Annotated in this window: 14 protein-coding genes; 7 read left to right on the forward strand and 7 right to left on the reverse strand. The window is 68.9% G+C overall.

The window, feature by feature from the left end:
• The first annotated feature begins 60 nt into the window (after positions 1-60).
• Both L0C25_RS06835 and L0C25_RS06840 read left to right on the forward strand, forming a co-directional pair.
• Entirely contained in the window at positions 61-576 is a 516-nt protein-coding gene (locus L0C25_RS06835; protein WP_271635698.1) for a SigE family RNA polymerase sigma factor, read from the forward strand.
• Positions 573-1,811 (forward strand): hypothetical protein, encoded by a 1,239-nt coding sequence (locus L0C25_RS06840; protein WP_271635699.1) that lies wholly within the window; start codon positions 573-575, stop codon positions 1,809-1,811. Before L0C25_RS06835 ends, L0C25_RS06840 begins: the two co-directional genes overlap by 4 nt.
• Positions 1,812-1,997: 186 nt before the next feature.
• On the opposite strand, the gene groL is transcribed toward L0C25_RS06840, so the two are convergent.
• Positions 1,998-3,644: a chaperonin GroEL gene (gene groL, locus L0C25_RS06845; protein WP_271635700.1), complete on the reverse strand. Its 1,647-nt coding sequence runs from the start codon at positions 3,642-3,644 to the stop codon at positions 1,998-2,000.
• Positions 3,645-3,952: 308 nt separating this feature from the next.
• Between groL and L0C25_RS06850 the strand changes: the two genes are divergently transcribed.
• Positions 3,953-5,359, forward strand: a complete 1,407-nt coding sequence (locus L0C25_RS06850; RefSeq protein ID WP_271635701.1) for a DHA2 family efflux MFS transporter permease subunit — start codon at positions 3,953-3,955, stop codon at positions 5,357-5,359.
• Between the two features lie 21 nt (positions 5,360-5,380).
• Positions 5,381-5,968, forward strand: a complete 588-nt coding sequence (locus L0C25_RS06855; protein WP_271635702.1) for a TetR/AcrR family transcriptional regulator — start codon at positions 5,381-5,383, stop codon at positions 5,966-5,968.
• On the opposite strand, the gene L0C25_RS06860 is transcribed toward L0C25_RS06855, so the two are convergent.
• The gene (locus tag L0C25_RS06860; RefSeq protein ID WP_271635703.1) at positions 5,934-7,073 is read right to left on the reverse strand and encodes a pyridoxal phosphate-dependent aminotransferase; all 1,140 of its coding nucleotides are present in this window, start codon (positions 7,071-7,073) and stop codon (positions 5,934-5,936) included. The two genes, L0C25_RS06855 and L0C25_RS06860, sit on opposite strands and share 35 nt — an antisense overlap.
• A gap of 63 nt (positions 7,074-7,136) precedes the next feature.
• Here L0C25_RS06860 and L0C25_RS06865 point away from each other — a divergent pair, with 63 nt between their 5' ends.
• Complete coding sequence (locus L0C25_RS06865; RefSeq protein WP_271635704.1) at positions 7,137-8,579, forward strand: aminotransferase-like domain-containing protein; 1,443 nt, start codon at positions 7,137-7,139, stop codon at positions 8,577-8,579.
• On the opposite strand, the gene L0C25_RS06870 is transcribed toward L0C25_RS06865, so the two are convergent.
• Positions 8,528-9,694: a hypothetical protein gene (locus tag L0C25_RS06870; RefSeq protein WP_271635705.1), complete on the reverse strand. Its 1,167-nt coding sequence runs from the start codon at positions 9,692-9,694 to the stop codon at positions 8,528-8,530. The two genes, L0C25_RS06865 and L0C25_RS06870, sit on opposite strands and share 52 nt — an antisense overlap.
• A 109-nt stretch (positions 9,695-9,803) precedes the next feature.
• The gene (locus L0C25_RS06875) at positions 9,804-10,709 is read right to left on the reverse strand and encodes a LysR family transcriptional regulator (protein WP_271635706.1); all 906 of its coding nucleotides are present in this window, start codon (positions 10,707-10,709) and stop codon (positions 9,804-9,806) included.
• Between the two features lie 73 nt (positions 10,710-10,782).
• Between L0C25_RS06875 and L0C25_RS06880 the strand changes: the two genes are divergently transcribed.
• Both L0C25_RS06880 and L0C25_RS06885 read left to right on the forward strand, forming a co-directional pair.
• Positions 10,783-11,703 carry an EamA family transporter gene (locus L0C25_RS06880; protein WP_271635707.1) on the forward strand — a complete coding sequence of 307 codons (921 nt, stop codon included), beginning with the start codon at positions 10,783-10,785 and terminating at the stop codon, positions 11,701-11,703.
• Positions 11,704-11,737: 34 nt separating this feature from the next.
• Entirely contained in the window at positions 11,738-12,796 is a 1,059-nt protein-coding gene (locus L0C25_RS06885) for a trypsin-like serine peptidase (protein ID WP_271635709.1), read from the forward strand.
• A 134-nt stretch (positions 12,797-12,930) separates the two neighbouring features.
• On the opposite strand, the gene L0C25_RS06890 is transcribed toward L0C25_RS06885, so the two are convergent.
• The 3 genes from L0C25_RS06890 to thrC form a co-directional block, all read right to left on the reverse strand.
• A complete protein-coding gene (locus L0C25_RS06890) occupies positions 12,931-13,131 on the reverse strand; it encodes a cold-shock protein (protein WP_271635710.1) in 201 nt (66 codons plus the stop codon).
• Positions 13,132-13,274: 143 nt separating this feature from the next.
• Entirely contained in the window at positions 13,275-13,550 is a 276-nt protein-coding gene (locus tag L0C25_RS06895) for a MoaD/ThiS family protein (RefSeq protein ID WP_271635711.1), read from the reverse strand.
• Between the two features lie 96 nt (positions 13,551-13,646).
• Positions 13,647-14,936, reverse strand: coding sequence for a threonine synthase (gene thrC, locus L0C25_RS06900; RefSeq protein WP_271635712.1), 1,290 nt, complete (start codon positions 14,934-14,936; stop codon positions 13,647-13,649).
• Positions 14,937-14,942 lie beyond the last annotated feature (6 nt).

Raw genomic sequence — 14,942 nt, forward strand, 5'->3', positions numbered from 1 at the left:
CCGAGGGTCGTCACGGGTGGCAGCAGGGCAGACAATGACAGGGCCTGGGGCGGAGGACGGATGAGGAAAAGCGATCGCGAGGAGTTCGACGCGTTCGTGCTGGGCGCATGGCCACGGTTGTTCCGCACCGCGTACGCGCTCAGCGGCAACCGGCACGACGCCGAAGACATGCTGCAGAACGCGTTCGCGAGGGCATACGCGAACTGGCGCAGGGTACGCCGCGCGGACAGTCCCGAGGCGTACGTGCACCGCATCGTGGCGAACGAGACGGTGACGGCCTGGCGGCGTCGCTGGCGGCAGGTCGAACGGTCGACGGAAGCGCCGCCCGACACGGCGTCTCCCGGCCACGCCGAAGCGGTGAGCGAACGCACGGCGATCTGGGAGGCGATCCGGGCGCTGCCGCCGCGACAGCGAGCCGTCGTGGTGCTCCGGTACTACGAGGATCTCAGCGAGAAGGACATCGCTGCGGTCCTCGGCATCGCACCAGGAACCGTGAAGTCCCAGGCGAGCCACGCGATGAAGACCTTGCGAAGCCAACTTCGACCCGTACCCGCGACCGATGGGGAGGCACGATGAACATCGACGAGCTGATCAAGGAATCGATCGACGACGCGACCGGCCCGACGCCGACGCCGGATCTGGACCGGATCCACCGGCACGGGCGACGCCGCTCGACCGTGCGGGTCGGCGCCGCGGCGCTCGCCACGATCGGCGTGGTGGCGGCGGGTACGTACGCGGTGCAGGGAATCGACGACGTCAACGGCTCGGACGAGCTCCCTGCGTCCGTTCGTACCCAAGGTCCCGCGCTGGCGTTCGTGACCTACAACCCGACGCGTGCACACATCGACGGGAAGGCGGTCGAGCCCGACCACAAGGGCGGCCTCGAGGCGAGTGCACTCACCACCGCCGGACTCGTCTACATCAGTGGCGACAGCAACGGGACGCCGTACTTCAAGGACCGCTCCGGCGCGGAGATGCGGCTCGGAGACCCGGTGAATCCGGACGGCGCCAAATCCTGGGGTTCGGAGGTCGTCGCCGACTCCGACCGAAGCAGCGCTGTCTGGTCGGCGGACGTCGCGGGCCCGGAGGTGCAGCTCAACCGGTTCGACGCCGACGCGCAGAAGGTCGCCGACTCGGTCACCTTCGACCCCGCCGACGTCAGCGGGATGTCGGGCACCTCCCTGATCTGGCCGTCGATGTACTACGACGGTGTCGTCTACGCCGACGTCGAAGCGGGCCGCTTCGACCAGACCTTCGCCTGGGATCCGTCGCTCCCGGAGGGCCAACAGGTGTACGCGGCCACCGACCCGGACACCGTCATCGCAGCCGTGGGCAACGACCGGCTCGTTCTCAAGGGCAAGGGCAACGCGTACGGGGGCCCGGAGCAGCAGCCGCTCGACCCGTCGACCCGCGTCACCCGGCTGCCGGGAACCCTGTACGGCGGCGTCGGTGTCGACAGCTCGCGCTTGTCGCCGGATGGCACGTGGGCACTGGTGGATCCCGATCAGGCCAACGACTCCGGCTACCCGGTCGACGGCCCCGATGCCGACACCTTCAACGACCCGAGCGATGACTACGCGGCGATGAACCTCGACACGGGAAAGCAGTTCCCGTTGCACTCCCAGGGCATCGTGGAGGCGAGGTTCGACGACGACGGGAGCGTGCTGATCATCGAGGTCACCCCCGACGGCGGCGACCGACTGATCGACTGTGCACTGCCGTCGGACGAGTGCGCCACCGTCCTGGACGACGTACCCAACGGCGGCCCCGAATGGGAGGACGACTCCCCGGTTGCGGGCTTCCTCGACTGACGGCGATCGACGAGAACAATCCGCCGAGGTACGGCGTCCTGCCACAAGACGGCGCTCTTGTGGCAGGACGCCGTACCTCGGCGGATTGTGGCGGGTACGACAGCGGATTGTGGCGGGTACGACAACGGCCCCCGGCGAGTACGCCGGGGGCCGAGTCGATGTGGTGCTACGACGAGCGGGCTGGACTCAGAAGCCCATACCGCCCATGCCGCCCATGTCACCCATGCCACCGGTCGGGTCACCGCCGCCAGCCGGAGCCTTCTCCGGCTTGTCGGCGACGACCGCCTCGGTGGTGAGGAACAGCGCCGCGATCGATGCCGCGTTCTGCAGCGCGGAACGCGTCACCTTGGCCGGGTCGATGATGCCGACGCCGACCATGTCGACGTACTCGCCGGACGCGGCGTCGAGGCCGTGTCCCGTCTCGAGACCCGACACCTTCTCCGCGACGACGCCACCCTCGAGGCCGGCGTTGACGGCGATCTGCTTCAGCGGAGCCGACGCGGCCGTACGCACGATGTCTGCGCCGGTCGACTCGTCACCGTCGAGATCGATCTTCTCGAACGCCGCGGCGGTCGCCTGGACGAGCGCGACGCCGCCACCGGCGACGATGCCCTCCTCGACGGCGGCCTTCGCGTTGCGAACGGCGTCCTCGATGCGGTGCTTGCGCTCCTTCAGCTCGACCTCGGTGGCCGCGCCGACCTGGATGACCGCAACACCGCCGGCCAGCTTGGCCAGGCGCTCCTGCAGCTTCTCGCGGTCGTAGTCGGAGTCGCTGTTCTCGATCTCGGCACGGATCTGGTTGACGCGACCCTGGATCTGGTCGCCGTCACCGGCACCCTCGACGATCGTCGTCTCGTCCTTGGTGACGACGATCTTGCGGGCCGAACCGAGCAGGGACAGGTCGGCGTTCTCCAGCTTCAGGCCGACCTCCTCGCTGATGACCTGGCCACCGGTGAGGATGGCGATGTCGTTCAGCATGGCCTTGCGGCGGTCGCCGAAGCCCGGCGCCTTGACGGCGACGGACTTGAACGTGCCGCGGACCTTGTTGACGACCAGGGTCGCGAGCGCCTCGCCCTCGACGTCCTCGGCGATGATCAGCAGCGGCTTGCCCGACTGCATGATCTTCTCGAGGACCGGCACGAGGTCCTTGACGTTGCTGATCTTGGAGTTCACCACGAGGATGTAGGGATCCTCGAGGACGGCCTCCATCCGCTCCGGGTCGGTGTAGAAGTACTGCGAGATGTAGCCCTTGTCGAAGCGCATACCCTCGGTGAGCTCGAGCTCGAGGCCGAAGGTGTTGCTCTCCTCGACGGTGATGACGCCTTCCTTGCCGACCTTGTCCATCGCCTCGGCGATGATCTCGCCGACCTGCGGATCGGCGGCCGAGATCGAGGCCGTCGAAGCGATCTGCTCCTTGGTCTCGACGTCCTTGGCCATCCCGAGCAGCTGCGAGCTGACGGCCTCGACAGCCGTCTCGATGCCACGCTTGAGCGCCATCGGGTTCGCACCCGCGGCGACGTTGCGCAGACCCTCGCGGACCATGGCCTGAGCCAGCACGGTCGCGGTGGTCGTACCGTCACCCGCGACGTCGTCGGTCTTCTTGGCGACCTCCTTGACGAGCTCGGCGCCGATCTTCTCGTACGGCTCCTCGAGCTCGATCTCCTTGGCGATGCTCACACCATCGTTGGTGATGGTGGGAGCGCCCCACTTCTTCTCGAGGACGACGTTGCGACCCTTGGGGCCGAGCGTCACCTTCACGGCATCGGCGAGGGTGTTCATACCCCGCTCGAGACCGCGCCGGGCGTCCTCGTTGAACGCAATGCTCTTCGACATATCTCCCGCGATTCCTAACGCGTAGAGGTGGATGGTCCGAGCGATGCCCGCGACGGACGACCCCTCGCCGTCGACAATCCCGTCTCGTCGGGGCGCGGAGCCTCATCGGCTCGGTCCGCTGACTTCTTTGTTTCGGTACTGCGGTGTTGCTGGCACTCTCGTATATGGAGTGCCAGCCTCATGTTTAGCACTCGCCCCCCGAGAGTGCAAACGAATCCAGGCCCGAACTAACCTGAACACTACTGTACAAGTTGACCGGATCGGCGTACGCTAACTCGAACAACCCTGTTCGAGTTAGGAGTCGACCGATGGCCACCAACGTCGACGGGCACCCGGTACGCACCGGGCCACAGCTCGCCGCCCTGTGTCTCGCCCAGTTCATGCTCGTTCTCGACATCACGGTCGTGAACGTCGCGCTACCCACGATCGAAGCCGATCTCGATCTCGGGCGGTCCGCTCTGACCTGGGTGGTCACTGCGTACACACTCTGCTTCGGCGGGCTGATGCTGCTCGGCGGCCGACTCGCCGACGTCCTCGGCGCTCGGCGGGTGATGACCGCCGGTCTGGTCGTCTTCACGCTCGCCTCACTCACCGCGGCCGGCGCACCCGATGCGGCCTGGCTCATCACCGCCCGCGCGGCGCAGGGTGTCGGCGCCGCACTCGTGTCTCCCGCGGCGCTGTCGATCCTGACCTCGACCCACCAGGGCGCGGCCCGCCACCGCGCGCTCGCGGTGTGGTCGGCGCTCGGCGGCGCCGGCTTCGCCGCCGGCGCGATCGTCGGCGGCGCGCTGACGTCCGGACCCGGCTGGTCGTGGGTCTTCTGGATCAACGTGCCGGTTGGCGCCGCTCTCGTCCTCGTCCTGCCCTTCGTCGTACCCACGATGGGAGCGCGGGCGCGCGACCGTCGAGTCGACCTCGTAGGCGCCGCGCTCGTGACCGTGGCGACCGCATCGGTGATCTACGCACTCGTCAACGCAGGCGAGGACGGCTGGGCCGATCCGGTGACGCTCGGGGCGCTCGCACTCGGAGTGGTCTCGTACGCGATCTTCGCGCGGGCCGAGCGGGTCGTACGCGAGCCGCTGATGCACGTGACGATGCTCCGCCGCCGCCCGGTCATCGCGGGCAGTGCGCTGATGCTGGTCGCGAGCGCGCTGATGGTCGGAACGTTCTTCCTCGGCTCGCTCTACCTTCAGCACATCCGCGGGTACGCGCCCGTTCGCACCGGGTTGTTGTTCGTACTACCCGCGATCGCGGTGACCGCCGGCGCACATCTGGCCGGGCGACTGATCGGCCGCATCGGGCCGCGCCCGATCTCCGTGGCGGGGCTGGGCGTCGCGGCGCTCGGCGGCCTCCTCCTCGCGACGGTCTCCGAGCAGACCAGCGTGTACGCGAGCGTCCTACCCGGGATGACGCTGGTCGCCCTCGGCGTTGGCCCGGTGTTCGTCACCGCAACCACAACGGCGATGGGATACGTCCGCTCCGACGAGTCCGGGCTCGCGTCCGGACTGATCAACACGTCCCACGAGCTCGGCGGTGCGTTCGGCGTCGCGGTGCTGTCGACGATTGCGGCGCCCGCGCTCGCGACACCGGCTGTCGGGGCGTTCCGCGATGCGTACGTCGCCTGCACGATCGCCGCCGCTGTCGCGGCGGCAGCGGCCGTCGTGCTCGTACCACGTGGCGCGCCCGCCACGGCTCCGGGGCCGCATGCACATTGACGGATCATTAGGGTTGCGGCCATGGGTGCTGACGGATCGACCGTACGACCGAGTCGGCGGGCAGACGCACAGCGCAACATCGACCGCATCCTCGATGCCGCCACGACGCTGTTCGCCAAGTCCGCGACCGTGTCCATGTCTGAGGTAGCACGCGAAGCGGGCGTCGGCAGGGTGACGCTCTACGGCCATTTCGCATCCCGGGAGGAGCTGCTGACCGCGGTCGTCGACCGCTCGCTGAGCGACGCGACCGCGGCAATGGACGAGGTCGTCGACGACGGCCGGCCGGCAGACGAGATCCTTCGCTCGCTGGTCGGTGCATCGTGGTCCACGCTCGACCGCTATCGCCGGATCCGCGTACACGCGCTGGCGATGCACTCGAACGAGTGGCTGCGCGACCGTCACGATCCCGTCCTGGAGCGGGTCGAGGCGCTGTTCGTCCGCGGCCGCGAGGAGGGCACCTTTCGTACAGACGTGCCCGTCACCTGGATGGTCACGACCCTCTACACACTCATCCACGCCGCCGACGACGAGGCCGACAACGGCCGGCTCGATCGCGCCGACGCGCCTGCGCTGGTCATGCAGACCGTGCTCGGCGCGTTCGCGCCGTGAGGGCATCGCCCAGCCGATCCAGCGCCTCGGTGAACTCGACCGGACCGAGATGCCCGAATCCCACCCGGAACACCCGATCCGACTCGCCGAACCACGAACCCGGCGCCACCCGTACGTCGCGTTCCCCCAACCGCGCGTAGAACTCGTCAACGGCCGCCGGGTCTTCGGTACGCAACCGAAGGCAGGACATCGCGCCGCCATCGGGTTCGAGGAAGTCGACGGGCTGCTCGACGGCCCACGCCCCCAGCTCGGCCAGCGCGCGTCCAAGTCGCTCCGCGCGCGGCCGCAGAATCTCCGGCGCGTTGCGCAGTACGTGCACCCCGACGACCTCGTCCGCCGTTGAGCACGCAACCGTGCTGTAGAACTTCGCGGTTCGCAGCCGCTCGTACAGGTCGGCATCGGTCGTGGTGAGCCATCCCAACCGGAGTCCCGGGGCGCCGTGGCCCTTGGACAGCGACGAGCAGGTGACGACGCGCCCTGACAAAGACGCAGCAGACGCCGGAACAGGGCCGTCCCCGTACGTCGCGACACGGTACGTCTCGTCGACCAGAACGACCGCGTCAGGGGCGTACGCCTCGACCGCGCCGACGATGTCGCGGAGGTCTCGGTCGTCGATCCGAACACCCGACGGATTCTGCGGCGAGGCGAGCGAGACGAGCGTCGTCGCGGGCGTCAGTGCCTCAGCGATGCGCTCCGGGAGGACGCGGTAGCCGTCGTCGAAGGACAGGTCTACCCGGTCGACCGGCATGCCGAGGCCGGCCGGCACGATGCTCGCGGGCGGGAAGTGCGGGCTGGCGACGACGGCTCGTCCACCGCGACGGTCCTGCGCCAGTAGGTACATCGCGCCCATTGCGCCGACCGTGACCAGCACCTGGTCGGCCTCGACACCGGCGTTCGCGCCGATCAGCCGCCGCAGCTCGGCGTCGCCGGGTGTCGTCCCGTAGTCGAGCGCCAGGTTCGCGAGCGACGTCCCGTCGACGACGTCGCCGAGTCGCAGCGGCGGACACGTACTCTCGGCGAGATCGAACGGCACTGACGTGTCCACGAGGCTGGTCATCGGGCTGGCCGGAAACGGTCCGGTGATGGTGCTGCGCACTGCGTTCATCTCGCCAGTGTGAAAGGACATCGGGGTGTAGGGCAGGGCCAATCGCGCTAGATTGGTTTGCCAATGAGTCCAATCGAGGAGTTGGTCGCCGCACTGGGTCGGTGGTCGGCTGGGCGCGGGCCGCTGTTCGCCCTGCTGGCACAGCGTCTGCGTCGGATGATCGACGACGGCGAGCTCGCCCCCGGCGCGCACCTGCCACCGGATCGCCGGTTGGCGTCCGCGCTATCCGTCGGGCGAACCACTGTCGTCGCCGCGTACGACCTGCTCGAGCAGGAAGGGCGCATCACCCGCCGCCGAGGCAGCGGAACGTGGGTGTCTCAGGGGTCGACGGTACGACGCGGGGGCGTCACCGACGTGTCGACGCCGTTGTTCCTCGACCTCCTCGAGCCATCCGAGCATCACTACCAGCTCACCTGCGCCGCACCGAGCGCGCCGCCTCCCCAGGTCAGGGCCGCCTTCGAGCGGATGCTCGCGAGGCCGCCGCGCGACGACATCGGATACCACCCCGCGGGCGACCCCGCGTTGCGCGAGGCAATCGCGCAGCGTTACACCGATCGCGGCCTGGCGACCGAACCCGATCAGGTCATGGTGACGACCGGCGCCCAGCAGGCGCTGTCGATGGTCGCGCACCTGCTGGTCGGGCCGGGAGAGCGGGTACTCGTCGAAGCCCCGACCTATCCCGGCGCCCTCGAGGTGCTCAGGGAAGCGGCCGCAACCTTGTGTACGGTCGCGAACGGTCCGGACGGACTCGACGTCAACGCGGCGGTCACGGCAATGCACGAGGTACGGCCGCGAGTCGCGTACCTCGTGGCCAGCCACCACAACCCCACGGGAGCGCTGCTCGGGGCTCTCGGCCGGCAGCGCATCGCCGACTCGGCCGCACGGCACGACGTGACCGTCGTCGACGACGAGGTCCTGACCGAGCTCGGCTTCGGCGGAGCGCCTCCCGTACCCCTCGCGGCCTACGCGCCCGAGCACGTGGTCACCGTCGGCTCGCTCAGCAAGCTCGTGTGGGGCGGCCTCCGGGTCGGCTGGGTACGCGCATCCGCGTCGACCACAAGGCAACTCTCGCGGCTGAAGGCGGTTCACGATCTGGGCGGCGACGCCATGACCCAGCGCGCCATGACGGAACTGTTCCGCGATCTCGACGAAATCCGTACGCACCGGGTCGCCGAGCTCGTGCACCAGCACGACAGGCTGTGCGATGCCCTCACCACGCACCTGCCGACCTGGCGGTTCGCGCGCGCAGAAGGCGGACAGACGCTGTGGGTCGAGCTGCCGGCCGGCGACGCAGTCTCATTCGCGCAGCATGCGCTCCGCCACGGCGTGGTCGTGCTGGCGGGAGGATCGCTCGATGCCTCGGGCGGCAGCCAGGCGTACCTACGGCTACCGTTCGTGGATCCAGCGGAGACGCTGGAGGGTGCGGTGCGCGCGCTCGCCGACGCATGGCGCACCTACTCGCCATCGAAGCGGCGACTGCGATCGCCCACGCCACTCGTCGTCTGACCGCGGCGCTGCCAGTACGCGAGCGTCGCGACCGCGAGCGCCGGGCCCCACAGCCACAGCGGCATGATCAGCACGAGCCAGACCTCGCCCTCGACGAACAGGCCCTGCTGCAGCAGCGAGCGGCCGGCGATCGTCAGTAGCAATGCGCCCGACAGCCCGGGGATGACGGCGGCCATCACCGGTACGTCGCGCCCGCCGACGTAGGGAACCCAATGCGGGAAGACCTCACCGCGCGGCCGGATGAGTCCGAGGGTGAGCCACAGGCAGCATTCGGATACCAACCCCAGCAGAATCCCCAACAGCCGCGTCCCCGGCTCGGCGTCGAGGTCGATGCCGGCGGCGGCCACCGGCCACGGCGTCAGCCAGGTCAGCCTCGACAGCGCATACGGCACCGGGGCGAGGGCCGCGACCCACGTCGCGGTCACTCCCCAGCGCGCGATCCACGCCCGGGTCGCGATCACGAAACGCCCCGGACCGGCTCCCTTGACGTACGACGCGATGACGCCCACCCAGCAGGCGGCGACGGCCAATGCGAACAGCAGGTACAGCGGCCGAGCACCCACGTCGGCGAACCCACCGCCGATGCCGCGACCGAGATCCGCGAACGTGTCGACCCGAAGGACGCCTCCGACGACGCCGAGGACGGCAAGGCCGCCCAGCCCCAGGGCGACGTACACCCTTGTTCGCGGATCTCGCAGGCCGTCTCGGATCTTCGTGCCCAGCAGCACCGGCGGCAAGGTGAAGGCCAGCATGTACGCGGTCAGTATCAGGATCTGGATGTCCGGAGCCAGCAGGGCGAGGACGACCACCTGCAGGCCTGCGACGGCCAACAGGAGCCGCGTCGTACGGCTGCCGGCGTACGCGAGGCCGCCCACCGTGAGAAGGCCGACGACGCCGATACCGATCGCCAGCCAGCCTGCGAGGACAGCGTCTGTCCCGGCCAGCAGGGACATGTCGGCGAAGCGATCATCAGGACCGAACGGGTAGGTACCCGGTTCGGCCTGCCACAGGACACCGATGAGCGCGACCAGGGTCGAGCCGACCGCCGCGAACACGAGGGCCTCCCGCGGCGTCGTTCGGCCGCCACCGTCCGCGTACGTCTCTGCCGAAACCATCCCGTCACCCTCCCGCCGCGGGCACTCGCCGCGCACGGTCCAACCGTCGCGGAGGCGCGCCGCCGAACACTCCCCCTCCGGAGCGAACCGGGCGGTCCCAGCGGGTGAGTCAGTCCTCCGAGGCCACCGCCCGCGCAGACCGTACGAGTGCGTCGAGCGCGTGGCGTACAGCGAGCCGCTCGGCACGGTCAGGACGCATCAGCGCGAAGATGTAGCGGGCCGTGGCGACGCCCGCCAACGGCCGCAGCACGACCCCGTCCCGCGGCCGGGTGGTGAACCGAGGTAGCACGGCCAGTCCATGCTCGGCCTCGACCATTGCCTCGACCAGCCGATTGTCGCGGATGCCGCGCTGCACGTAGCGCAACGTCTGCCCGGTACGCGCGGCGACCGCGTCCAGCACCGACTCGAACGGGAAGCCCGGCGGCACGCCTATCCACGACTCGTCCGCGACGTCCTCGGGCGTGACCCGCGTACGTCTCGCCAGCGGATGCGACGAGTAGAGGGCGATGTCCAGCGGCTCACGGATCAGCGGTTCGATGCGCAGACGTACCGAACCGGTCGACGGGCGCTCCGCGAGGCTGTGCGCGATCACGATGTCGTGGTCGACGGTCAGCGGCGCGTAGTCGGCCTCGGCGACGTCCTCGTCGGTGAACGTCACCCGGATCGACCGCGCCGCCAGGTCTCGTAGTGCCGCGGGGACGAGGTACTCGGCGGCGCTCGCGAGCCCGGCCATCGTGACGTGCCCGCTCGGCGCGTGCCGGAACTCGTCCCACTCGGCACGCGCCGACTCCACCGCCGTCGCGACGCCGACCGCACCGCGAGCAAGCACCCGACCGGCCTCGGTGAGTCGTACGCCCCGCCCGTGCGGCTCGACCAACGGCACTCCGAACTCACGCTGCGCCGTACGTAGCTGCTGCGAGACAGCCGACGGCGTACGGTGCGTCGCCGCGGCGACGGCGGTCACGCTGCCTCGCTCCGCGAGCTCGCGCAGGAGTTCGAGGTGCCGAATATCCATTTAGGCAGCCTACACGGATAGTGAATGAACTATCGCTTGTGCTTACAGATCCGGGCGACCGACGATGGACCGCATGACCATCCGCGACCGCTCCCTCGCACTCACCGTCGCCGTGCTCTGGGGCATCAACTTCATCGCGATCCACCTGTCGCTCGAGCACTTCCCGCCGATGTTCCTCGTCGCCCTTCGCTTCGCCGTGATCGCCGTGCCGACCATGCTGTTCGTGCCATGGCCGAACGTGCGGGTGCGCTGGCTGGTCGGGTACGGGATCGGCTTCGGCGTCCTGCAGTTCGCCTTCCTCTACTGGGGAATGTCGTCCGGCATGCCGACCGGCCTGGCGTCTCTGGTGCTGCAGGCGTCGGCGCCGTTCACCGTCGTACTCGGTGCGACGTTCCTGCGCGAACGCGTGTCCGGCCGTCAGGTGCTCGGCATCGTGGTCGCGATCGGCGGTCTCGCGGTCGTGGGTTCGCACCGGGCGCAGGTCGCCGCCGTACTGCCCTTCCTGCTGACCCTCGCCGGCGGCTTCGGCTGGGCCATCGGCAACGTGTGCAGCCGGCAGTCGCGGCCGCAGAACCCACTGCACCTGACGCTGTGGATGTCGGTCGTCCCGCCGATTCCGATGCTCGCGGTCGCACTCGTCGTCGAGGGCCCGGACCGCATCGGCGCATCGCTGACCGGCGCGTTCACGGCCGAGGCCCTGCCTGCGCTGCTCGGACTCGCGTACACCGTGATCATCGCGACCGTGCTCGGCTCGGGCCTCTGGACCTGGCTGATGAGTCGCCACCCGGCGGGCGTCGTCGCACCGTTCTCGCTGCTCGTTCCGGTCACCGGCATGACCGCTGCGGCGGTGTTCCTCGGCGAACGCATCAGCGCGTACGAGGTTGCCGGCGGTGCCGTCGTGATCGCGGGCGTCCTCCTCGGGAGCACCGGTCGAGACCCCCGGCGGCCACGGGTCGAACCGAGGGACCGATACCATCGGGCGGTTGCCCGATGACGGGCGTGTACCAAAGTCGATACAGGAGATGTACATGCGCTTGACACAGCCGACACGGGGGAGGCGGGTGCGACGGGTCGTCGCGGCTGCCGCGGCACCGGCCCTCGTCGCAGGAATCGCCTTGCCCGCGACGATGGCGTCCGCGTCCGCGCCCGAGTCCGAGAAGCGGCACACCGCATCGGCCGACGCCGTTCCGTACGCGTCGCAGACGGTGGACCTCGACAGCGCCCGTGCGGCTGACGCCGCGTACTGGACGCCGAAGCGCATGGCGAACGCCGTTCCGGCCGACCGGATCGCTCGCCAGGCCATGCAGCAGCAGACGCCTGCCTCACGCACCGCACCCGCCCCGACGAAGTCGCAGAGCGTGGCCAAGGCCGCGCTCCCGAGCGCTCCGGAGGCCCGCAAGAAGACCCGCAAGTCCAAGACGGTCGGCAAGGTCTTCTTCACGACCCGCAAGGGCGTCGACATGGTCTGCTCCGGAGCCGCCGTCAACTCCAAGCGCAAGAACATGGTGATGACCGCCGGACACTGTGTGCACGGTGGCCGCGGTCAGGGCTGGCACAAGAACTGGATCTTCGTGCCCGGCTATGGTCCCGGAAACACCGCCAGGCACGGGGTGTACGGCGCGACGAGCAAGGTCGCGATGAAGGGCTGGATCAAGCACAACAACTTCAACTACGACACGGCGCTCGCCCTCGTGAAGCCGATCAAGTTCACGAAGAAGAAGCTGGTCAAGAACGTCGGCGGGTACGGCCTGCAGGTCGGCCGCAGCCACAAGCGCCGCCTCGCCGCCGTCGGGTACTCCCAGCTCGGCTACAAGGGCGACAAGCAGAAGTCGTGCCGCAAGCGCACCCGCCCCGCCGCGGGCGGTAACCAGATCCGGCTCAACTGCCACAACCTCACGCCCGGTTCGAGCGGCGGCCCCTGGATCAAGGGCAAGGTCCGCATCGGCAAGAAGCGGCACTCGGCCCTCAACGGTGTCGTGAGCAACGGCCCGCGCCGGCACCCGAAGCACCCGAAGTTCATTCGCTCGCCGTACTTCGACCGCAATGTGAAGAAGATGTACAACGCATACCGCAACAAGAAGCACTGAGGCGCGTCCAGCGTCCTTGAACATAAGCGACCGGCCCGGCATCGATTCTCGATGCCGGGCCGGCCGCTTATGCGTACGGAAAGTTCTGCTTATCGAACCCTGCGCCTATTGAACTGAGTGCCAGGTGAAGAGGATCAGACCGGGCTGACCTCGTGAGCCTCACGGCCCTTCGGGCCATCGACCACCTCGAAGTCGACCGGCTGGCCGTCCTCGAGTGTCTTGTAGCCCTCGGACTTGATCTTGGACCAGTGGACGAAGACGTCGTCCTGACCTTCGACGGCGATGAACCCGTAACCCTTGTCTGCGTTGAACCACTTCACGGTGCCGCGCACCATACGTACTCCAAGTTGCTCGTGCTGTTAGGCCCTTTAACCGGCCCCTGTGATATGGATTGGACCCTATCCCAGCACGGCATTCATGCAGCGTTCACAAGCTCGTCAACATTTGCATCTCGGACTTTGGGAAAGCTTCCGACGAGTCAGCCTCCGGCGACCGCGGGGATGACCGACACCTGAGTGCCGTCGGGCGTCGCCGTATCGAGACCGTCGGCGAAGCGTACGTCGTCGTTGCCGACGTAGATGTTCACGAATCGGCGAAGCGCGCCCTGCTCGTCGACGACGCGCGCCTTGATGCCGGGATAGTCGGCGTCCAGCGAGTCGATCACCGCGGCGAGGGTCTCGCCGTCGGCCTTCACCTGCGATTCCCCACTCGTGTAGGTACGCAGGATGGTCGGGATGCGGACGGTCACACTCATGGTGGTCTCCTCGCTCTGCGTTGGATGGTTCGCTCGGGTGCTCACTCGTACCTCACTCCGCTCCCTCGCGCTGCGTCGGATGGTTCGCTCGGGCGCTCACAGGCCGGCGGCGGTGAACGCCGGGTACGTCGGGTCGATCGTCGCGGCCGGGCCGACCCGATCGGCAACGGCGTCGAGCGTCTTGAGCCCGTCGCCGGTATTGAACACGACGGTCTCCGCGTCGGGATCGAGCTGTCCGGTCTCGACCAGCTTCTTCAGCGTCGCGATCGTGACGCCGCCGGCGGTCTCGGCGAACACCCCTTCGGTGCGCGCGAGCAGCTGGATGCCGTCACGTACCTCGTCGTCGCTGACGTCCGCGACCGAGCCGCCGGTACGACGCGTGACGTCGAGGACGTACGGCCCGTCGGCAGGGTTGCCGATCGCGAGCGACTTGGCGATGGTGTCCGGCTTGACCGGCTGAACGACGTCGTGGCCGTCGCGGAACGCCTGGGCGACGGGCGAGCACCCGGTGGCCTGGGCGCCGAAGATCTTGTACGGGGCGTCCTCGACCAACCCGTGCGAGACGAGCTCACCGAAGCCCTTGTCGACCTTGACCAACTGGGCGCCGGACGCGACCGGGATGACGACCTGCTGCGGAAGGCGCCAGCCGAGCTGCTCGGCGACCTCGAACCCGAGCGTCTTCGAGCCCTCGGCGTAGTACGGCCGGACGTTGACGTTGACGAACGCCCAACCCTCTTCCTCGCCGGCGATCTCGCTCGCGAGCTTGTTCACGTCGTCGTAGTTGCCGCGCACCGCGACCAGCGTGCCGCCGTACACCGCGGTGGTGAGCACCTTCGGGCGCTCCAGGTCGTCGGGGATGAACACGACGCTCTTGATGCCCGCGCGGGCGGCGGCCGCCGCGACCGCGTTCGCGAGGTTGCCCGTCGACGGGCAGGCGAGCACCTCGAGGCCGAGCTCGCGGGCGGCCGAGAGCGCGACCGCGACGACGCGGTCCTTGAACGAATGCGTGGGGTTGCCGGAGTCGTCCTTCACCCAGAGCTTGTGGATACCGAGCTCGCGGGCGAGGTTGTCGGCCTGGATCAGGCGGGTGTAACCGGGCTCGGTGTTGGGGATCGACGCGATGTCGTCGGGTACCGGGAGCAGCGAGCGGTAACGCCAGATGTTCTTCGGGCCGGCCTCGATCTGTTCGCGGGTGACCGTCGGGAAGTCGTACGCGACCTCGAGCGGTCCGAAGCACTCGAAGCACGCATAGAACGGACCGAGCTGCTGTTCGGCGCCGCAGGCGCGACATCGAAGGTTGGTCGCGTGGCCGAACGCGCCGGCGCGCGTCGTACCGCCCGAAGCGGTCGTACCGGTTGTCGTCGGGGTGTCGATGACTGCGCTCACGAGGGC

The sequence above is a fragment of the Solicola gregarius genome (assembly GCF_025790165.1).
GTDB classification, from domain to species: Bacteria; Actinomycetota; Actinomycetes; order Propionibacteriales; family Nocardioidaceae; genus Solicola; species Solicola gregarius.